The organism is Pseudomonas sp. P4_B3, assembly GCF_056402295.1.
In genome coordinates this window covers 79,529-99,561 of the sequence record NZ_JBFUHR010000003.1, presented here as the reverse complement: position 1 = coordinate 99,561, position 20,033 = coordinate 79,529, and the positions used below count along the sequence as shown (strand labels likewise).

Annotated in this window: 15 protein-coding genes, 5 tRNA genes and 2 pseudogenes; 9 read left to right on the top strand and 13 right to left on the bottom strand. The window is 59.4% G+C overall.

Annotated features, from left to right (window positions below; translation table 11 throughout):
- Nucleotides 1-14: 14 nt before the first annotated feature.
- The 5 genes from AC1DWG_RS04240 to gltX all read right to left on the bottom strand — a co-directional run bounded on the left by AC1DWG_RS04240 (nucleotide 15) and on the right by gltX (nucleotide 2,270).
- A tRNA-Glu gene (locus AC1DWG_RS04240) sits at nucleotides 15-90 on the bottom strand.
- Between the two features lie 80 nt (nucleotides 91-170).
- Nucleotides 171-246 (bottom strand) — tRNA-Ala (locus AC1DWG_RS04235).
- Nucleotides 247-299: 53 nt separating this feature from the next.
- Nucleotides 300-375 (bottom strand) — tRNA-Glu (locus AC1DWG_RS04230).
- A 79-nt stretch (nucleotides 376-454) separates the two neighbouring features.
- Nucleotides 455-530: transfer RNA gene (locus tag AC1DWG_RS04225), tRNA-Ala, on the bottom strand.
- Between the two features lie 258 nt (nucleotides 531-788).
- The gene (gltX, locus tag AC1DWG_RS04220; protein ID WP_477763506.1) at nucleotides 789-2,270 is read right to left on the bottom strand and encodes a glutamate--tRNA ligase; all 1,482 of its coding nucleotides are present in this window, start codon (nucleotides 2,268-2,270) and stop codon (nucleotides 789-791) included.
- A gap of 219 nt (nucleotides 2,271-2,489) precedes the next feature.
- Here gltX and AC1DWG_RS04215 point away from each other — a divergent pair, with 219 nt between their 5' ends.
- The 3 genes from AC1DWG_RS04215 (at nucleotide 2,490) to AC1DWG_RS04205 (ending at nucleotide 5,900) form a co-directional block, all read left to right on the top strand.
- Nucleotides 2,490-3,578, top strand: coding sequence for an HlyD family secretion protein (locus AC1DWG_RS04215; RefSeq protein ID WP_477763505.1), 1,089 nt, complete (start codon nucleotides 2,490-2,492; stop codon nucleotides 3,576-3,578).
- Nucleotides 3,568-5,118, top strand: coding sequence for an MDR family MFS transporter (locus tag AC1DWG_RS04210; protein ID WP_477787292.1), 1,551 nt, complete (start codon nucleotides 3,568-3,570; stop codon nucleotides 5,116-5,118). The genes AC1DWG_RS04215 and AC1DWG_RS04210 overlap by 11 nt, the downstream gene beginning before the upstream one ends.
- 323 nt (nucleotides 5,119-5,441) lie before the next feature.
- A complete protein-coding gene (locus tag AC1DWG_RS04205; protein WP_477763503.1) occupies nucleotides 5,442-5,900 on the top strand; it encodes an REP-associated tyrosine transposase in 459 nt (152 codons plus the stop codon).
- A 170-nt stretch (nucleotides 5,901-6,070) separates the two neighbouring features.
- Here AC1DWG_RS04205 and uvrB read toward each other — a convergent pair whose 3' ends face one another.
- The gene (uvrB, locus tag AC1DWG_RS04200; protein WP_477763502.1) at nucleotides 6,071-8,086 is read right to left on the bottom strand and encodes an excinuclease ABC subunit UvrB; all 2,016 of its coding nucleotides are present in this window, start codon (nucleotides 8,084-8,086) and stop codon (nucleotides 6,071-6,073) included.
- 335 nt (nucleotides 8,087-8,421) lie between these two features.
- Here uvrB and AC1DWG_RS04195 point away from each other — a divergent pair, with 335 nt between their 5' ends.
- Together AC1DWG_RS04195 and AC1DWG_RS04190 are read left to right on the top strand one after the other, a co-directional pair.
- Nucleotides 8,422-9,618, top strand: a complete 1,197-nt coding sequence (locus tag AC1DWG_RS04195) for an amino acid aminotransferase (protein WP_477763500.1) — start codon at nucleotides 8,422-8,424, stop codon at nucleotides 9,616-9,618.
- A 232-nt stretch (nucleotides 9,619-9,850) separates the two neighbouring features.
- Complete coding sequence (locus AC1DWG_RS04190; protein ID WP_477754977.1) at nucleotides 9,851-10,060, top strand: hypothetical protein; 210 nt, start codon at nucleotides 9,851-9,853, stop codon at nucleotides 10,058-10,060.
- On the opposite strand, the gene AC1DWG_RS04185 is transcribed toward AC1DWG_RS04190, so the two are convergent.
- Nucleotides 10,057-10,287 (bottom strand): hypothetical protein, encoded by a 231-nt coding sequence (locus AC1DWG_RS04185; protein ID WP_477787291.1) that lies wholly within the window; start codon nucleotides 10,285-10,287, stop codon nucleotides 10,057-10,059. The genes AC1DWG_RS04190 and AC1DWG_RS04185 overlap by 4 nt on opposite strands.
- 227 nt (nucleotides 10,288-10,514) lie before the next feature.
- Between AC1DWG_RS04185 and AC1DWG_RS04180 the strand changes: the two genes are divergently transcribed.
- Together AC1DWG_RS04180 and AC1DWG_RS04175 are read left to right on the top strand one after the other, a co-directional pair.
- Nucleotides 10,515-10,590: transfer RNA gene (locus AC1DWG_RS04180), tRNA-Asn, on the top strand.
- 56 nt (nucleotides 10,591-10,646) lie between these two features.
- Nucleotides 10,647-10,763: pseudogene (locus tag AC1DWG_RS04175) on the top strand (Arm DNA-binding domain-containing protein); the annotation flags it as partial.
- 143 nt (nucleotides 10,764-10,906) lie between these two features.
- On the opposite strand, the pseudogene glyA reads toward AC1DWG_RS04175, so the two are convergent.
- The 3 genes and pseudogenes from glyA to serC form a co-directional block, all read right to left on the bottom strand.
- Nucleotides 10,907-11,068, bottom strand: a pseudogene (gene glyA / locus AC1DWG_RS04170) (serine hydroxymethyltransferase); the annotation flags it as partial.
- A gap of 60 nt (nucleotides 11,069-11,128) precedes the next feature.
- Nucleotides 11,129-12,376 (bottom strand): benzoate/H(+) symporter BenE family transporter, encoded by a 1,248-nt coding sequence (locus AC1DWG_RS04165; RefSeq protein WP_477763499.1) that lies wholly within the window; start codon nucleotides 12,374-12,376, stop codon nucleotides 11,129-11,131.
- 137 nt (nucleotides 12,377-12,513) lie between these two features.
- Complete coding sequence (serC, locus tag AC1DWG_RS04160; protein ID WP_477763498.1) at nucleotides 12,514-13,596, bottom strand: 3-phosphoserine/phosphohydroxythreonine transaminase; 1,083 nt, start codon at nucleotides 13,594-13,596, stop codon at nucleotides 12,514-12,516.
- 134 nt (nucleotides 13,597-13,730) lie between these two features.
- On the opposite strand from serC, the gene pdxR reads away from it, so the two are divergent.
- Both pdxR and AC1DWG_RS04150 read left to right on the top strand, forming a co-directional pair.
- Nucleotides 13,731-15,230, top strand: coding sequence for a MocR-like pyridoxine biosynthesis transcription factor PdxR (gene pdxR / locus AC1DWG_RS04155; protein ID WP_477763497.1), 1,500 nt, complete (start codon nucleotides 13,731-13,733; stop codon nucleotides 15,228-15,230).
- 127 nt (nucleotides 15,231-15,357) lie between these two features.
- Nucleotides 15,358-15,555 (top strand): hypothetical protein, encoded by a 198-nt coding sequence (locus tag AC1DWG_RS04150; RefSeq protein ID WP_477763496.1) that lies wholly within the window; start codon nucleotides 15,358-15,360, stop codon nucleotides 15,553-15,555.
- 23 nt (nucleotides 15,556-15,578) lie between these two features.
- Here the strand turns inward: AC1DWG_RS04150 and AC1DWG_RS04145 are convergent, their stop codons facing one another.
- From AC1DWG_RS04145 to AC1DWG_RS04135, 3 genes are read right to left on the bottom strand one after another with little or no spacing between them, the layout of a single operon-like run.
- Nucleotides 15,579-18,728, bottom strand: coding sequence for an efflux RND transporter permease subunit (locus AC1DWG_RS04145; protein WP_477787290.1), 3,150 nt, complete (start codon nucleotides 18,726-18,728; stop codon nucleotides 15,579-15,581).
- Nucleotides 18,725-19,834 (bottom strand): efflux RND transporter periplasmic adaptor subunit, encoded by a 1,110-nt coding sequence (locus AC1DWG_RS04140; RefSeq protein ID WP_477763494.1) that lies wholly within the window; start codon nucleotides 19,832-19,834, stop codon nucleotides 18,725-18,727. The genes AC1DWG_RS04145 and AC1DWG_RS04140 overlap by 4 nt, the downstream gene beginning before the upstream one ends.
- A complete protein-coding gene (locus tag AC1DWG_RS04135; RefSeq protein WP_477754083.1) occupies nucleotides 19,767-19,982 on the bottom strand; it encodes a hypothetical protein in 216 nt (71 codons plus the stop codon). The genes AC1DWG_RS04140 and AC1DWG_RS04135 overlap by 68 nt, the downstream gene beginning before the upstream one ends.
- Between the last annotated feature and the right edge of the window lie 51 nt (nucleotides 19,983-20,033).

Below are 20,033 nucleotides of genomic sequence, written 5' to 3'. Positions count from 1 at the left end.
AGAGCGGGTAATCGTGGCGTCCCCTAGGGGACTCGAACCCCTGTTACCGCCGTGAAAGGGCGGTGTCCTAGGCCACTAGACGAAGGGGACACAAACCCTTCTATACAACTGATCAGTGCTGAGAGCTGATCGATTCAAGGCCGGTGTGGCCAGACCTTGAACTGTAAAATTGGTGGAGCTAAGCGGGATCGAACCGCTGACCTCCTGCATGCCATGCAGGCGCTCTCCCAGCTGAGCTATAGCCCCGGATTTTTCGCCTCGCGGCGGAGCGACATCTTGCAACATCGCTTCTGTAAAACTGGCGTCCCCTAGGGGACTCGAACCCCTGTTACCGCCGTGAAAGGGCGGTGTCCTAGGCCACTAGACGAAGGGGACGCAAACCCTTCTATACAACAGATCAACGCTGAGTGTTGATCGCTTCAAGGCCGGTGTGGCCAGACCTTGAAGTGTAAATTGGTGGAGCTAGACGGGATCGAACCGTCGACCTCTTGCATGCCATGCAAGCGCTCTCCCAGCTGAGCTATAGCCCCTCATCGTTGATGTCATCGCTGAGGACGGGGCGAATCTTAAGGGTGTATCGAAAGCCTGTCAAACTTATTTTTCAAAAAATTTAAAATTTTTTGCCGACATAACAATCACTTACCGCCCTCCCCCGGAAAATCCGGGAGGTTTGCAACCAACGCAGACCTGTAGGAGCTGGCGCAGCCTGCGATCTTTTGGCTTTGCTTTTTGAAAACAAGATTAAAAGATCGCAGCCTTCGGCAGCTCCTACAGTAGACCGCAAGCGCTTAAGCGATAGCGCCCAACAGCTTTTCCCACTCTTTGTTTTCTTTCTTCGACACACCGCCCAGCAGGTCGATCGCTTGGCGCAGACGGAAACGGGTCAGGTCCGGCCCGAGGATTTCCATCGCATCGAGCACCGACACCGAACTGGCCTGGCCGGTGATCGCAGCGAACATCAGCGGCATGGCATCACGCAGCTTCAGCTCCAGGGATTCGACCACCGCCTGAATGGTTGCGGTGATGCTGTCCTTCTCCCACTGACGCAGGCTTTCGAGCTTCCACAGGATCAACTGCATCAACTGGCGGACCTGATCGCCCGACAGCTTCTTGGATTCGAACAGCTTGGCATCGGGGTTCACGCCACCGGCAAAGAAGAACCCGGCCAGCGGTGCCACCTGGCTGAAGGTTTCGACACGGCCCTGCACGTGCGGTGCGATCTTCATCATGTAATCGGAATTGAACGCCCACTTCTGCACGCGCGCAGCGAACTCTTCCACCGGCAGGTCACGCAGCCACTGACCGTTGAGCCAGGACAGTTTCTCGATGTCGAAGATCGGCCCGCCAAGGGACACGCGCTTCAGATCGAAGTTGTCGACCATTTCCTGCAACGAGAACTTCTCGCGCTCGTCCGGCATCGACCAGCCCATGCGGCCCAGGTAGTTGAGCATCGCTTCGGGCATGAAGCCCATGCGCTCGTAGAACGTCACCGAAGTCGGGTTCTTGCGCTTGGACAGCTTGCTCTTGTCCGGGTTACGCAGCAGCGGCATGTAGCACAGCTCCGGTTGTTCCCAGCCGAAGTACTCGTAAAGCAGGATCAGCTTCGGTGCCGATGGCAGCCACTCTTCGCCGCGCAAGACATGGGTGATGCCCATCAGGTGATCGTCGACCACGTTGGCCAGGAAGTACGTCGGCAGGCCGTCGGTCTTCATCAGGACTTGCATGTCCATGCGGTCCCACGGGATTTCAACGTCACCGCGCAGCATGTCCGGCACCACGCAGACGCCTTCGCTCGGCACCTTCATGCGGATAACGTGGGGCTCACCAGCGGCCAGGCGACGGGCGACTTCTTCCTTGGACAGCAGCAGCGCGCGGCCGTCATAGCGCGGGGTTTCGCCACGGGCCATCTGCTCGGCGCGCATCTGGTCCAGTTCTTCGGCGGTGCAGAAGCACGGGAACGCATGACCCAGGTCGACCAGTTGCTGGCAATACTTCTGATAAATATCGCCGCGCTCGCTTTGACGGTATGGACCGTGCGGGCCGCCGACGTCAGGGCCTTCGCTCCATTCGATGCCGAGCCAGCGCAAGGCGTCGAAAATCTGCTGTTCGGACTCGCGGGTCGAACGCAGTTGGTCGGTGTCTTCGATCCGCAGGATGAACTCACCGCCGTGCTGCTTGGCAAAGCAGTAGTTGAACAAGGCGATGTAAGCGGTACCTACGTGGGGATCCCCGGTAGGCGATGGCGCGATGCGAGTGCGGACGGTGGTCATGGCATGTCTCGAAAAGAAAAAAAGCAAAGTTCAAACAAGGCGCGAATGGTAACAGGCGACACCCGCCCGGCTCCAGCGAACAGGGCATTTAAGCCAAGGTTGCGGCTGTAACGCCCGTATGCCGCGAATATCGGCCGACGGCATTTACCGTTTATCGGCTGTATGCCAGATTCACCTGCTGATAACTTCCCTTACAATTTCTCGACTACAGTTTTCCCCATGCCTGCCCAACTCAAGCGTCGCCTGTCCTTTTTCCTGCTGATCATCCTGTTGATTGCCGGGGGCCTGTTTGCCCACTGGTTTTTAAAGGGGCGCTTTTATGAAAGCACCGACAACGCTTATGTCCAGGGCGAGATCACCCGTGTGTCGAGCCAATTGGGCGCGCGTATCGATCAGGTGCTGGTGCAGGACAACCAGCATGTCGAGAAAGGCCAGTTGCTGGTCAAACTCGAAGGCGACGACTTCCGCCTCGCTGTCGACCGCGCCAATGCCGCCCTGGCCACCCGCCAGGCCGAGCGCCTGCAAGCCCAGAGCAAACTGACCCAGCAGGCCAGCCTGATTGCCGCCAGCGAAGCGCAAGTCGCGTCCAGCCAGGTCAGCCTGGGCCGTTCGCAGATCGACCTGACCCGCGCCGAGACCTTGCGCAAACCCGGTTATGTCTCGGAAGAACGGGTGACCACCCTCTCCGCCGAATCCCACATTGCCCGCTCGCAAGTGGCCAAGGCCCAGGCCGACGCGCAAAGTCAGCGCCAGCAGGTCAATGCACTGACCGCCGAGATCAAACGCCTCGACGCGCAGATCGCCAACGCCAGGACCGACCTCGCCCAGGCAGAACTGAACCTGACCCGCAGCGAAATCCACGCACCTATCAGCGGCCTGATCGGCCAGCGTGCAGCCCGCGAAGGCCAATACGTGCAGGCCGGCGCTTACCTGTTATCGATCGTGCCGGATGAAGACATCTGGATTCAGGCCAATTTCAAGGAAACCCAGATCGGCCACATGCAGCCCGGCCAGAAAGCCGAGCTGACCTTCGACGCCTACAGCGACACCCCTATCGAAGCCCGGGTCGACAGCCTGTTCGCCGCCTCGGGTGCGCAGTTCAGCCTGTTGCCGCCGGACAATGCCACGGGCAACTTCACCAAGGTCGTACAACGGATTCCGGTAAAACTGACCTTCGCCGCGGACAACCCGTTGCGCGGCAAGATTCGTCCGGGCATGTCAGTGACCGCCAAGGTGAACATCAAGGACGCGCCTGAAGATGTCACCACCAAAGTGAGCAGCAAAGACGCCGCTGACAATGGCCGGTGATCAACTGATCCGCCCGATCGGCGAACCGACCCGGCGGGACTGGATTGCGGTGATGAGCGTGATGCTCGGTGCGTTCATGGCGGTGCTGGACATCCAGATCACCAACTCCTCGCTCAAGGATATTCAGGGCGCGCTGTCGGCGACCCTGGAAGAAGGTTCGTGGATCTCCACCTCGTACCTGGTGGCGGAAATCATCATGATCCCGCTCACCGCCTGGCTGGTGCAGTTGCTGTCGGCGCGACGGCTTGCCGTGTGGGTGTCCCTCGGGTTTCTAGCGGCCTCCCTGCTCTGCTCCATGGCCTGGAGCCTGGAAAGCATGATCATGTTTCGCGCCTTGCAGGGCTTTACCGGCGGCGCGCTGATCCCGCTGGCATTCACCCTGACCCTGATCAAACTCCCGGAACACCACCGCGCCAAGGGCATGGCCATGTTCGCCATGACCGCCACCTTCGCCCCCTCCATCGGCCCGACCCTCGGCGGCTGGCTGACGGAAAACTGGGGCTGGGAATACATCTTCTACATCAACGTCCCGCCCGGCCTGATCATGATCGCCGGCCTGATGTACGGCCTGGAGAAGAAAGAAGCGCACTGGGAGTTGCTGAAAAGCACCGACTACGCCGGCATTCTCACTCTCGGCGTCGGGCTTGGTTGTTTGCAGGTTTTTCTGGAGGAAGGCCATCGCAAGGACTGGCTGGAGTCGAACCTGATCGTGACCCTGGGCAGCATCGCGCTGGTCAGCCTGATCACCTTTGTGATCGTGCAGTTTTCCAAACCCAATCCGCTGATCAATCTCGGCATCCTCGGCAACCGCAACTTCGGGCTATCCAGTATTTCCAGCGTCGGAATGGGGGTCGGGTTGTACGGCTCGATCTATCTGCTGCCGCTGTACCTGGCGCAGATCCAGAACTACAACGCCCTGCAGATCGGTGAAGTGATCATGTGGATGGGCGTACCGCAGCTGTTTCTGATTCCACTGGTGCCCAAGCTGATGAAGTTCGTCTCGCCAAAATGGCTGTGCACATTGGGATTCGGGTTATTCGGCCTGGCGAGCTTCTCTTCGGGCGTGCTGAACCCTGACTTTGCCGGGCCACAGTTCAATCAGATCCAGATCATCCGCGCCCTGGGCCAACCGCTGATCATGGTCACCATCTCGCTGATCGCGACCGCCTACATCCTGCCCCAGGATGCGGGATCGGCGTCGAGCCTGTTCAACATCCTGCGCAACCTCGGCGGCGCCATCGGCATCGCCCTGCTCGCCACGCTACTGGATGCGCGGACCAAGGTTTACTTTGACTACCTGCGTGAATCCATCGTGCCGAGCAATCCGCAGGTGGCCGAGCGCATTACCTCGTTGACCGACCGACTGGGCAGTGAAACGGCGGCACTGGGCAAACTCAGCGAGATCGCGCATCAACAGGCGTCGATCATGGCCTATAACGATGCGTTTCATTTTGTCGGGATTGCGCTGGGGATCAGCATGGTGGCGGTGTTGCTGACCAGGAAGCTGCCGGAGGGGTTGAAGGCTGGCGAAGCGCACTGACCAGGTTCTGCGGCGATTGTCAGGACGCCTTCGCGGGCAAGCCCGCTCCTACGGTTTTGCGTGCACCCGAGAGCCCTGTAGGAGCCGGCTTGCCGGCGAAGGCGTTTTTGAAACTTGTAGTGCGCTTTCGGCCGTCTTCGCTGGCAAGCCAGCTCCTACAAAAACGCGTACACACCGTCATTTTTTGTGTCCACACATTCCCCGTAGGAGCCGGCTGGCCGGCGAAGGCGGTAGTCCTGTCACATCCGGCCCCAAACCTGTACGACGTAAATTCATCTGCGCACTAGCCTTACCCTTTCCGATCGATAAAGGAGGGCAACGGATTGCTCACTCGTCTACACGCCAGCCACCTGCGCACAGGGCGCCACTCTCAATCCGGGCAGATCTACCTGCTCACCACAGTCACCCATCTGCGTGAACCGCTCTTCAGTGACTGGCGTGTGGGGCGTTTGGTGGTGGATCAATTTCGTCAGGCCCAGATAGACGAACGGGCCAACTCCCTTGCCTGGGTAGTGATGCCCGACCACTTTCACTGGTTGCTCGAACTCAGGAACAGCACGTTGCCAGGGTTGATGCTCGCCACCAAGTCCCGCAGTGCGAGAGCAGTGAATGCCTGTCTGGCACGCAAGGGGCAGCTGTGGCAGAAAGGTTTCCATGACCGAGCGATTCGTCGCGAAGAAGATTTGCAGGCGGTAGCCCGCTACATCGTTGCCAATCCATTACGCGCAGGGTTGGTCAAACGGGTGCATGACTACTCACTGTGGGATGCCATCTGGCTGTAGGAGCCGGCTTGCCGGCGAAGGCGTTTTTGAAACTTGCAGTGCGCTTTCGGCCGTCTTCGCTGGCAAGCCAGCTCCTACAAAAACGCGTACACACCGTCATTTTTTGTGTCCACACATTCCCTGTAGGAGCTGGCTTGCCAGCGAAGAGGCCCGCACAGTCAGCGCTATTCTCAAACCGTCAGCAACCGCTCGCGTAACTTGCCAATCTCATCGCGCATCTGCGCCGCTGCTTCAAACTCCAGATCACGCGCCAACGCATACATCTTCTCTTCCAGGGCCTTGATACGCTTGGCAATCTCGCCCGGCGAGCGCAATTCCGCTTCGTATTTGGCGTTCTCTTCGGCGGCCTTGGCCATGCCTTTGCGCTTCTTGCTGCGCGAACCGGGTACGGTGGCGCCTTCCATGATGTCGGCAACGTCCTTGAACACGCCTTTTGGCGTGATGCCATTGGCCAGGTTGAAGGCGATCTGCTTGTCGCGACGACGCTCGGTTTCACCGATCGCCCGTTCCATGGAGCCGGTAATGCGGTCGGCATAGAGAATCGCCCGGCCATTGAGGTTACGTGCCGCGCGCCCAATGGTCTGGATCAGTGAGCGCTCGGAGCGCAGGAAGCCTTCCTTGTCGGCATCGAGGATCGCTACCAGCGAGACTTCCGGCATGTCCAGGCCTTCACGCAACAGGTTGATGCCCACCAGCACATCGAAGGTGCCGAGGCGCAGGTCGCGGATGATCTCGACCCGCTCCACGGTGTCGATGTCCGAGTGCAGATAACGCACGCGCACGCCGTGGTCGGCCAGATAGTCGGTCAAGTCTTCGGCCATGCGCTTGGTCAGCGTGGTGACCAGCACCCGCTCCTCGACAGCGACACGCTTGGAGATTTCCGAGAGCAAGTCATCGACCTGGGTCAGTGCCGGGCGGATCTCGATTTGCGGGTCCACCAGCCCGGTCGGACGCACCACCATGTCAATGACGCGCCCTGCGTGTTCTGCTTCGTAGTTGCCCGGGGTCGCCGAGACGAAAATCGTCTGTGGGCTGATGCTTTCCCACTCATCGAAACGCATCGGCCGGTTGTCCAGGGCCGAAGGCAGGCGGAAACCGTATTCGACCAGGGTTTCCTTGCGCGAGCGGTCGCCCTTGTACATGGCGCCAACCTGCGGAACGCTGACGTGGGACTCGTCGATCACCAGCAAGGCATCGGCCGGCAGGTAATCGTAAAGGGTTGGTGGCGCCGCGCCGGCTTCACGACCGGACAGATAGCGCGAGTAGTTTTCGATGCCGTTGCAGTAACCCAGTTCGAGAATCATCTCCAGGTCGAAACGGGTGCGCTGCTCCAGGCGCTGGGCTTCCACCAGTTTGTTGTTGGAGCGCAAGTATTCCAGGCGCTCCTGCAACTCGACCTTGATCCCTTCGACCGCGCCCATCAGGGTTTCCCGTGGCGTCACGTAGTGGCTCTTCGGGTAGAAGGTGAAACGCGGCAGTTTGCGAATGACTTCGCCGGTCAGCGGATCGAACGCCGACAGGCTTTCCACTTCATCGTCGAACAGCTCGATGCGGATCGCCTCGAAATCGGATTCCGCCGGGTGGATATCGATCACATCGCCACGCACGCGGAAGGTCGCGCGGGCAAAATCCATGTCGTTGCGGGTGTATTGCAGGTCCGCCAGGCGTCGCAGCAATTCACGCTGATCGAGCCGGTCGCCGCGATCCACGTGCAACACCATTTTCAAATAGGTTTCCGGGCTGCCCAGGCCGTAGATGCAGGACACCGTGGTGACGATGATCGCGTCCTTGCGCTCAAGCAATGCCTTGGTCGCCGACAAACGCATCTGTTCGATGTGGTCGTTGATCGAGGCGTCTTTCTCGATGAAGGTGTCCGACGACGGCACATAGGCTTCGGGCTGGTAGTAGTCGTAGTAGGAAACGAAATACTCCACCGCGTTGTTCGGGAAGAACGCCTTGAACTCACCGTACAACTGCGCCGCCAGGGTCTTGTTCGGCGCCAGCACCAGAGTTGGGCGCTGCACCTGGGCGATCACATTGGCGATGCTGAAGGTCTTGCCCGAGCCGGTCACACCGAGCAGCGTCTGGTGCGCCAGCCCGGCCTCGATACCCTCGACCATCAGGCGGATGGCTTCCGGCTGATCGCCGGCGGGCTCGAAACGGGTGACTAGCTGGAATTCAGACATGAAATACCTCTGGATCACTCTTGCCGGCAAAACCGGCACGAACGAGAAAGACCGCAAACGACCGATGTCGCCCGAGAAAAAAACTGGATTGTGCTCAATGTGGAGCCGATTGCCAGCGCTTTCAAGGCAAACGTCCTACATCCGGTAAAGTCTCCGACACGACCAATCGACTAACGGTCGAAAAATAATCGGAAAAACTTACCCGAAAAGCTGAATCGCCTGTCGCCAGCACTCGTCGATGGCCTCTATACTAGCTCCCCGTTTGTGCACCGCTCTAGTGCATTCGGCTGGAGCGCGACACGTCCCTCCACTCTCCATTCAGAGCCGCCGCAATAATGAGCCTGTTCTCCGCTGTCGAAATGGCACCACGCGATCCAATCCTGGGCCTCAACGAAGCATTCAACGCCGATACCCGTACCAACAAGGTCAACCTGGGGGTCGGTGTTTACTGCAACGAGGAGGGGCGAATTCCACTCCTGCGCGCCGTTGTCGAAGCCGAAACCATTCGCGCCGCTCAACACGTTTCCCGTGGCTACCTGCCAATCGACGGCATCGCTGCCTACGACCAGGCCGTGCAGAAATTGCTGTTCGGCAATGACTCGCCGCTGATCGCCGCTGGCCGCGTCATCACCACCCAGGCCGTCGGCGGTACTGGCGCTCTGAAAATCGGTGCCGACTTCCTCAAGCAACTGCTGCCGAACGCCGTTGTGGCCATCAGCGACCCGAGCTGGGAAAACCACCGCGCGCTGTTCGAAACCGCCGGTTTCCCGGTGCAGAACTACCGCTACTACGACGCCGCGACCCACGATGTGAATCGTACCGGCATGCTGGAAGACCTGAACGCGCTGCCAAACGGCTCGATCATTGTGCTGCACGCCTGCTGCCACAACCCGACTGGCGTGGACCTGAGCCCGGCCGACTGGAAAAACGTCCTGGAAGTCGTTAAAGCCAAAGGCCACGTGCCATTCCTCGACATGGCGTATCAAGGTTTCGGCGATGGCATCGACGAAGACGCCGCTGCCGTGCGTCTGTTCGCCGAGTCGGGCCTGACCTTCTTCGCCTCCAGCTCGTTCTCCAAGTCGTTCTCGCTGTACGGTGAGCGCGTGGGTGCCCTGTCGATCGTCAGCGAATCGAAAGAAGAAAGCGCGCGCGTGCTGTCGCAAGTCAAACGCGTGATCCGCACCAACTACTCCAACCCACCGACCCACGGTGCCAGCGTCGTCGCTGCGGTGCTGAACAGCCCGGAACTGCGCGCCCAGTGGGAAGCCGAACTGGCCGAGATGCGCCTGCGCATTCGTGGCATGCGCACCCAGATGGTCGATCTGCTGGCACAAAAAGCGCCTCAGCGCGATTTCAGCTTCGTCGGTCGTCAGTGCGGCATGTTCTCGTACTCCGGCTTGAGCGTTGAGCAGGTTCACCGCTTGCGCAACGAGTTCGGCATCTACGCCCTGGACACCGGCCGCATCTGCGTGGCCGCGCTGAACCAGAGCAACATCAAGGCCGTTACGGATGCCATCGTTCAGGTGATCTGAATCGCGTCGTGACACGAAAAACGGGAAGCCATGGGGCTTCCCGTTTTTTATTTGTCGCAGATAAATCTCAAAGCCTTGTCCCACCCCTCTAAACTGCACACATCTACCCTGTAGGAGCCGGCTTGCCGGCGATGGCGGTCGATCCACCAACATCAATGTTGACCGTTATGGCCTCTTCGCTGGCAAGCCAGCTCCTACAGGTTGTCTTCACCCAGATGTTTCGAGAACCCACATGAAAAACGATGACCTTCGCGCCGACCGCGATGACCTGGATGACCTGGATCACTTCATCCCCCGCCCCCCGACAAAGCGCGGCAACAACCTGGTGATGCAAGTGGCCGCCGGTGTGTTTCTCGGCGGCTTGGCCCTGTGGCTGGTGCAAATGGGGGCCACGGCGCTCTACGCCAAACTGATGCTTGGCACGATTACCTTCGGCGGTTAAGCCAGTTCGGTCGCACGCTGGCTGGCAGCGTCGTCGTAGGCGACATACAGCGATTCCGCGACCTGGCTCTTGATCGTTTTAGTGCTTTCCAGCCCCAGGACAAAACCTTCGGCCTTGCCGCCAGCGCGGTTCAATGCTTCAGCGGTGCCGGCCTGAGTGATGGCGTCGAACAACTTTTCGGCGTGGGGGCCGACACCTTTGGGCAGGCTGATCTGAGAGATGCTCATGGGTGCACCCCGTGGTGTCGAGGTGTGAGGGTCAAATGATTCATGGCGCGTACCTTTTCGGCGAATGGCCGGCAGCGCGTGTCACCACTTCCGGGCGGCCATGGTAGACCTCTGGGGCGATCCTGGTAACCGCCAATCGCCGCTAAACCACCGCCCGTCCCGATGATTCGCTCCAATTGTCATTCGATGCTTGACTTCCCTTTTTGAATCAGTAAGATACGCGCCATTCCGCGATAGCTCAGTTGGTAGAGCAAGTGACTGTTAATCACTGGGTCCCTGGTTCGAGTCCAGGTCGTGGAGCCAGACAAGGTTCCAGAGAAGGCTTTCAAAATCTCTGAAACCCCCGAAAAACCCGCCTTCTGGCGGGTTTTTTCGTTTTGGCGTTCTGTCGTGCGGCCAAGCCCACAGACCGCGCCTACAAGCTTTTCGACGGCGACGGACTTTACCTTCTAGTCCAACCCAATGGCCGCAAAGGGCAGATTGAGTTTGGGGAGCAACCCTGCAGTCAGAATTGCAGGGCGAGTAGGCTTTTTAGCCTCGACTTGGGACCGGCGAATGGGAGTCCCCTTTTCTGCTCAAAATACGAGGCGACGGCCGGCATCCACAATGGACATGGGGTTTACCGATATACAGGATGACGACGGCACAGCGCCACCACCTGTTCGCGCACATGATGTGCAACCTGCTCGCTGCCGCCGGACTCCAGTGCGTCCAGCACGTCACAGAGCCAGCCTGCCAGTTGCTCGCACTCAGGCACTCCGAACCCGCGGGTGGTCACGGCCGTGGCACTCGTGCAGGGTCAGGGTGTCGACAGCGGCGACCTCTTCAATACGGGCTTGCATCAGTTGGCGGCTCCTTTACGGGTGACAGGCTCGGCAGCAGGATTGACGACCGGCTCGCGACGCGGCAAACGGCCGTTGAGTACGGCGTACGCCGCCAGACCAATCAGCAGCCCCCAGAACGCCCCGCCGATCCCGAACAACGTGATGTTGGCGGCGGCTGCCAGGAAGGTAATCAGCGAGGCTTCGCGGGATTTGGCATCGGCCATGGCACTGGCCAGGCTGCCGCCGATAGTGCCCAGCAGGGCGAGCCCGGCCAGAGTAGTGATGAAGGCTGCCGGAAAGGCCATGAACAGCGCAGCAAGGGTCACGCCGAAGACCCCGACGAGGATGTAGAAGACGCCCGCAGCAATGCCGGCGATCCAGCGCTTGGAGGGCTCTTCGTGGGCTTCCTTGCCGGTGCAGATGGCTGCTGTAATCGCCGCGATGTTGAACGCGTGGGAACCAAAGGGCGCCATGAGCAAGGAACCTAGCCCGGTGATGGTCACGATCGGATTGGCACTGGTGCTGAACCCATCGTTGCGCAGCACCAGCATGCCAGGCATGTACTGACCGGTCAGGGTGATCAGAAACAGCGGCAGCGCGACACTGAGCAAGGCATTGAGCGAGAACTCAGGCAGGGTGAACACTGGTGCCGCGAGTTGCAGCTCCAGCCCCGACAAATCGACACGTCCCTGAATCAGCAGGAAGGCCAGCCCCAGTGCCAGAATGCCCACCACCGCGTAGCGTGCGGTAAAGCGTTTGAGCACGATGTAGGCAACAATCAGCAACCCGACCAGCATCGGGTCAAGGCTCATGCCGCCAAAAGCACCGACGCCGAACTGCAGCAGGATACCGGCCAGCAACCCTGCGGCCACACCCGGCGGGATCAGTCGGATGACTTTTTCGAAATAGCCGGACAAGCCCAGCAGCACGAAGGCAGCGGCCGAGATCATGTAGGCGCCCACCGCCTCGGCATAGGGTGTGGTGGCCAGGGCGACGACCAGGAATGCCGCCGCAGGTGTCGACCAGGCGGTGATGATCGGTGCGCGGGAAACCCAGCTGAGGAACAGCCCGGTAACGCCCACGCCAATCGACACGGACCACACCCACGAAGCCGTCAACTCAGGGCTCAGCCCGGCTACCTTGGCTGCCTGGAAGACCAGAATGAAGGTGCCGCCATAGTTGACAAGGACCGAGATCAGACCGGCGACAATCGGAGGGATGAGATCGCTGGGGCGAACAGGTGACCTGGATGCTGAAGAAGGCATGGTTTTACTTTGCTCCTTGCAAAGCGAGGTGCTTGGCCTCGACTGGAAAGTGATTTATAGCGCTGAAATGGCCTGTTTTACCCACACACTTTTGCGCATAAAACCAGACCACTTGTCGGACCTGCGGCGGTCCTTGCCTAGCCATGCACGCGGGCGAAGTCCTTCATGAAATCGGTCAATGCCTCGACCGCAAGCCGCGTGACCGCGTTATAGATGCTGGCCCTGACGCCACCAACCGAGGCATGGCCCTTGAGGCCTTTGAATCCGGACTGATCGGCCAGGCGCAAGAAGTCCTTTTCAACTGCGGTATCGGCGAGCACGAACGGCACGTTGTTGATCGAGCGAAACGGCGCTTGCACACTGTTGCGATAGAACCCGTCGCTGTCGTCAATCGTGCGATACAGCAGTTCGGCCTTGGCCTGGTTGGTCTGGTGGATCTTCTCGATACCACCGCAGCGTTGAATCCACTTGAGTGTCAAACCGGTGAGGTACCAGGGGAAGGTTGCCGGCGTATTGAGCATCGATTCCGCGTTGGCGATGTGCGCGTAATTGAGAATGTCGGGGGTGACCTCCAGTGCGGCATCGAGTAGCGCGGCGTCAATGATCACGATGGTAAGGCCCGCCGACCCCATGTTCTTTTGCGCGGCGGCATAGATAAGGCCGTGTTTGGCCACATCCATGGGTTTGGAGAGCAGGCTTGAGCAGGCGTCGCAGACCAGAGGAACCGACACGCATGGCGCGCCGGCGAATTGCACACCATGCACCGTTTCGTTCTCCGTGTAGTGCAGGTAGGCGGCGTTCGGGTTGAGGTTCCAGTCCGTCACGGCGGGGATGCGATCAAAGCCAGAAGCCTTGCTGCTGGCGGCGATACGAACGTCGCAATAGCGCTGAGCAGCCTGGATGGCCTTGCCCGACCAGAGCCCGGTATGCAAATAGTCCGCAGTCCCTTTGTCGCCCAACAGGTTCATCGGCACTTGGGCAAACTGCAACGAGGCGCCGCCCTGTACGAACAGCACCTTGTACTGGCTGGGCACCTGCAGAATCGCCCGCAGGTCCTGTTCGGCCTGATAGGCAAGTTCCATGAACACCTCTGAGCGATGGCTGATTTCCATCACTGACATGCCGGTACCAGCGAAGTCGAAAAACTCTTCGTGCGCTTGCCGAAGCACTTCAAGCGGCAGCGCGGTTGGCCCTGCGCTGAAGTTGTGTGACCTTGCCATACCTTAATCCCGCCCTTTTCAAAGTTGCCCACCAAGCGATAGATCGCCGAGCACAAAGGCAATAGCGACGGACAGAGTCTACGGATAGACTGGCCTGCCTTTGCAGGCCAATTTATTCATATAGGGCAGACCGCATGGCGAAAACCTTCGAGCTCGAAACGCTGAAGATGCGACTCAACGATGCCGAGTTTCAGCTGCTGGATCTGCACCAGCGGATTCAGCGAGCCCTGCGTGCACTGATCCTCGATGGTGCCCTTGACTCTGGCCTGAAGCTGCCGGCGACCCGGGCCCTGGCCAAGACGCTCGGCGTTGCCCGCGACACGGTCGAGAACGCCTATGTGCAATTGCACCGTGATGGCTTCATCGTGCGGCGCGAGGGCTCGGGCAGCTATGTATCCGAGACGGTTGGCACCGAATTGCGCGGGGCTGCGCGCCGGCGCATGAAATTGCAAGACACCAAACGCAGCGAGGCGGCGCCAGGATCGGGCTTGAGCCGGCGCGGCCGGATGATTTTCGACAGTGGTGGAGTTACCGATCAACAGGTGATCAAGGCCTTTGCCACAGGTCTGCCGGAAACCCGCACCTTCCCCACCGATGTCTGGGAACGCCTGCAGCGCCAGGTCATGAAGGACTATCGGGGCAATGTCCTGCTGCATGGCGACCCGCAAGGCGCCGAGCCTCTGCGCAAGGCGATCGCCACTTACTTGAACCTCGAACGCGGGGCCAAATGCTCCCCCGACCAGATCCTGGTGTTGAGCAGTACTCGCCAAGCCCTGTTCCTGTGTGCCCAGTTGCTAGTGGACGCCGGCAAACCGATCCTGCTGGAAAACCCGGGCTACTACGGCGCCAAGAAGGCCTTTGAAACGGCTGAGACCAAGGTCGTGCCCATTGACGTCGATGCACTGGGCATACGCACGGACCTGCTGCAGGCAGACCGCAGCGGCGCCAATTGCGTTTATGTCACGCCTTCTCATCAATATCCCACCGGGGCGACCTTACCGCTGGAACGCCGACTCGAGCTGATCAGCTGGGCGACCGAGCATGGCAAGTGGATCATCGAGGACGACTACGACAGCGAGTTCCACTACGACGGGCTGCCGACCGCGTGCGTGCAGGGCCTGGACAAATACCAGCGCACGATCTACCTCGGTACCTTCAGCAAGACGCTCTATCCGGGGTTGCGGATGGGCTACATGGTGCTGCCTTTCGAACTGGTCAAAGCCTTCACCTACGCGCGCAGCATCATGGACGGCCACACGCCACAGATCCTTCAACTGACCCTGGCGCGCTTCATGGAAGACGGCCACTACAACTCCCACGTCCGGGCCATGCGCAAACTCTACGCCGGACGCCGTGCAACCATGCTCGATGCCATCGGCAAGCACCTGGACGGCATCGCCACGGCCTTACGCCCCCAAGGCGGGCTGCAGATTCCCTGCCTGCTGGCCGATGGCTGGTCGGAGGAAAAGACCATCCGCCAAGCTGCCAGCGCGGGCGTGCAACTGCCCGGCCTCAGCCGGCTGTACGCCGGCCAGGAGAAGAAACAAGGTTGGCTATTGGGCTATTCGTCCTTGACCGCCTATGAAATCGAAGCGGCCATGCTGCGTCTGGCCAATGCGCTGAGCAAGAAATAGGACAGCGAATGGCTGGCCGAGCTGCAGGGCACCGTGCCCTTTTCTGCGCAACGCTCCGGGACAAACACGTTTCAGGCGCTGTCACGTGCCTACGATGAATGCCACGCGGTAACGCTTGAATAGGCATATGGATGAGCAGCGTTTCACATTCGTGGTAATTGTTCATGGTTTCTTCATTCATGCTCTGCGGCAACATCGTGCGTCCATTCATGGCGGTGTTCCTCTGACCGCGGAAAAAGCTCGACGCTCGAACGCATCCCCTTTTGCAGTAGAACTCATGCAGGGTGAGCTTGCCCGCTCGGACTTCTTCAACAGCCTGGGCTAAAAGCAGCACGCTATGGCCTACGGCTAAAGCTTTGTGGTCAGGTGATCGACGAGAGGACGGGGTGGCGTTCTCTCCACCAGGCTTGCCAGCTTATTCGCTGTTTCAGTTTGACCCGAATTGTCAGGACGGATCTTGAACCAGATGGCGTACATCGCTGGCAGGAACACCAGCGTCATGATGGTTCCGACGAACGTGCCTCCGATCAGCGTGTAGGCCAGCGTCCCCCAGAAGACGGAGTGTGTCAGCGGAATGAATGCCAGGATTGCCGCCAGCGCTGTCAGCAGTACCGGGCGGGCACGTTGTACCGTGGCTTCGACCACTGCGTGAAACGGGTCCAGCCCTTCTTGCGCGTTGTGATGGATTTGCCCAATCAGAATCAGCGTATTGCGCATCAAAATGCCCGAAAGGGCGATTAGACCGACCAGAGCGTTGATACCAAACGGCTGCTGGAAGATAAGCAGTGTCGGCACCACACCAATCAACCCCAGTGGCGAGGTGAGGAACACCATGATCATCGCCGAGATCGAACGGACCTGCACAATGATGACCAGCAGCGTCATGGCAATCATGATCGGGAATAACGGCAACATCGCTTTACCGGCCTTGCCCGACTCCTCGATGGCACCCGCCTGCTCAATCCGGTATCCGCCAGGCAGCTTGTCGATGACCGGCTGTAGCTCCTTCATGATCACGCTCGAGACGTCCGGTGGCTGCAAGCCTTCGGCAATGTCACCACGCACGGTGATGGTCGGTGTGCGGTCACGACGCCGCAGGACCGGATCTTCCATACGCACATCGACCGCTCCCACCTGAGACAACGGAATCCGCTGACCCGCCGTACCTACCAACGTAAAGCCTTCTATCTTGGCGGGATCGAGCCGGATATCACCCGCTGCGCGACCAACCACCTGCACCGAACGAATGTCCTCACGAACTGCGGTGATCGGTACTCCGGCCAGCAGGAACTGCAGTTGCTGCGCGACTGAGTTTGACGTCAACCCTACCGCCTCCAGGCGATCCTGATCCAGAGCAAAATGCAGCGTCGGCGTCAGCGGCCCCCAATCGGTGTTGACGGTTCTCATCATCGGGCTCGACTGCAACACGTCCTGTACCTGGCCCGCAATCTCGCGCAACGTTGACGGATCAGGTCCCATCACCCGGTAGGCAACAGGGAATGGCGAGTACGGCCCGAACACAAGCTGAGTCACCCTGACACGCGCTTCTGGGGCAAGTCCCTCGGCCGCCGCTTCGCGGATACGGAACTTGAGGGTCTCGCGCGCCTCCTGGCTGTCCGTCAGCACCACAATCTTCGCGAACGACGGATCAGGGAGTTCCGGCGCCATTGCCAGATAGAAGCGCGGCGCGCCTTGCCCGATATAGGCCGTGACGATCTTTGCCTCAGCCTGCTTTTGCAGCCAGGTCTCTATCTTGGCGGTGGTCGCGCTGGTCTGCTCAATGGAGGCTCCATAAGGCATTTGCACTTCAATCAATACCTCGGGACGGTCCGAGGTCGGGAAAAACTGCTTCTTGACCAGGCTCATGCCGAGGATCGCCACGACAAACGAAGCGATGACAGTGCCGGCCACCAGCCATTTGCGAGCGATGACTCGCGTCAAAACCTGGCGGAAGCGGTTGTAGTTAGGGGTGTTGTAGATGGCCGCGTGACCACCCTCGACTTTCTTGATGTTCGGCAACATCTTCACCCCCAGGTATGGGGTAAAAGCGACCGCAACCACCCAGGAGGCAATCAGGGCAATGCCCACGATCCAGAACATGTTGCTGGTGTACTCGCCGGCTGTCGATTGCGCGAAGCCGTTGGGCATAAAGCCGATAGCCGTCACTAGCGTACCGGAAAGCATCGGCGCGGCCGTATGACTCCAGGCGTACGCGGAAGCTTTGATCCGGTCGTAGCCCTCTTCCATCTTCACCACCATCATTTCGATAGCAATGATGGCGTCGTCCACCAGCAGTCCGAGCGCCAGAATCAACGAGCCGAGGGTAATACGGTCAAAGTTCTTTCCAGTGGCCGCCATCACCACAAACACCACGGCCAACGTCAACGGCACAGCCGCAGCGACCACAACGCCTACACGCCAGCCCATGCTGAGAAAGCAGACAAGCATCACCACAAGCAGCGCGACGAAGAATTTGACCATGAACTCGCCGACGGCCGAATCGATATTTACAGATTGATCGGTGACCTTGGAGAGCGTCATGCCCAAAGGCATGCCTTCATTTATCTTGACCGTCTCTGCGTCCAACGCCTTGCCGAGGTCAAGACCATTCCAGCCCTCACGCATCACGATCCCCAGCAACAAGGCTTCTTCACCGTTATTGCGCACGAGAAAGGTTGCCGGATCTTCATACCCACGTTCGATCGTCGCCACGTCGGCGAGTTTGAGCGTGCGCCCCTGAACCGCAATGGGTGTGTCACGAATCTTTTGCACCTTATCGAGGGCGCCATCCAGCCGGAGGAAGACCTGTGGCCCATTGGTTTCGATCGAACCGGCGGGCGTGAGCACGTTTTGATTATTCAGCGCGGCAAAGATGTCCTGAGGAGATACACCCAAGGTGGCCAACCGATCATGCGAAAAGGAAACAAAGATACGTTCGGGCTGCTCCCCAATGATGTTGACCTTCTTCACGCCCGGCACATGCAACAGTTGTTGGCGCAACGACTCTGCATCACGCACCAACAGTCGCTGCGGCTCGCCTTTGGCTTTCAGGGCGAAAAGCGCAAATGTCACGTCCGAAAACTCGTCGTTGACCATTGGCCCGATGACACCCGCCGGCAGCTTCCTGGCCTCGTCGTCGAGTTTTTTACRCGCCTGATAGAACTCCTCCTGCACTTGCGAGGGCGGCGTACTATCGAGCAGTGACACCATCGTGAAAGCAAGGCCAGGACGGGTGTAGGTTTCCGTGCGGTCGTACCATTTCAGTTCTTGCAGGCGTTTTTCAAGTGGCTCTGCTACCTGATCCTGCATCTCCTGTGCCGTGGCGCCCGGCCACGCGGTAATGACCGTCAACTGCTTGACCGTAAACGGAGGATCTTCCGCACGCCCCAGCTGAAAGAACGACAAGATGCCCGCAACGGCAATCAGGAAGATCAGAAACACCGTGATAGAGCGCTCACGAACGGCGATCGCGGAAAGATTGAAGCGCCCCTCGCTCATGGACGACCCCCGGCAACTTTGACGCCATCCTGTTGAGGCAATCTCACCTCTTCACCTTCGCGCAACAGATGTGCGCCTAACGCTACGATCTGCTCGCCGACTTTAAGGTCGCCCGCGACTCGCACTGTGTCGTCGCTCAAGCCCAGGACTTGTACAGGTCGCCAGGCCACCTTCGCCGGTGTACCGGCGATGACCCACACGCCAGTGCCTTGGCCTGGGTCATAAACGGCTGCGATCGGTACTTGCAGCCCCTGCCCTTGCGTGGTGCCCTCAGCGATCCGAAGCGTGACGGTCGAACCTATCGGTGCATTGGCCAGCGCGCCGTCAAGCACATACCGCGCCTCGAAGGTACGTGTCATTCGGTCGGCCGAGTCAGAAAGCAGCCTCAGCTTCGCTGTAACAGCATCCGTGGCATTGCCATAAAGCGTCGCCTGCGCGGTGGATCCTGCTGCGGGGCGCAACGTCTCGGGCAGGTGCACGATCGCTTCGCGCTGCCCTGCCCGCGCCAGTCGAACCACGGGCTGTCCCGGGCTGACAACTTGTCCTGGCTCGGCGAGCGTCTCCACCACAACGCCGTCGGAATCCGCAAACAGCACCGCATAACCAGAAGCATTACGGGCAACGTCAGCCTGCGCGTCTGCAGCGCTGAGTTGCGCCTTTGCGGTATCGGCTGCGGCTTTGATCTGGTCATAGGCCGATGCAGAAATAGCGCCTGCGGCAACCAGACTGCGGTATCGCGCCTCGTCATCGGCTGTCTGCCTGGCTCGGGCCCGAGCCGCTATGACCGACTCTTGCTGTGCTCGCGCCTGCAACCCCAGGTCGATTGGGTCGAGGCGCATGAGTGGCTGACCACGTTTAACGGTCTGACCGGTATCAACCAGACGCTCAAGTACCTTGCCTGATACCCGAAAGCCAAGGTCGCCCTGGACGCGGGCAGCCACGACACCCGTGAAAGAACGCGAGACGTCGGACGAAGCCTGAACAGCAGTGGACCTCACCAAAGGGGCATGCGTGCGTGGATCTTCAACGGTGGATGAATCACCGCACGCCGTCAGGACGAGAGGCAACAAGCAAGCGGCAATAGGGAAAGGTCGAAGCCGGCGCATAGGTTCCCTTACTTAAAAATAGGACGAGCGTCATATTCTCAGCCAGGTGACTATAAGTGTCAATGGTCACAAACCATGAAACATCCAGTGTCTCAAGCTCAACACAGAAACCACCGTTATCAACGAGGAAAACCAAAAATTTGCTCAAATCGCCTCAATTGACAGAGTGTGACTATTAAGTAATATGGTCACAAACATC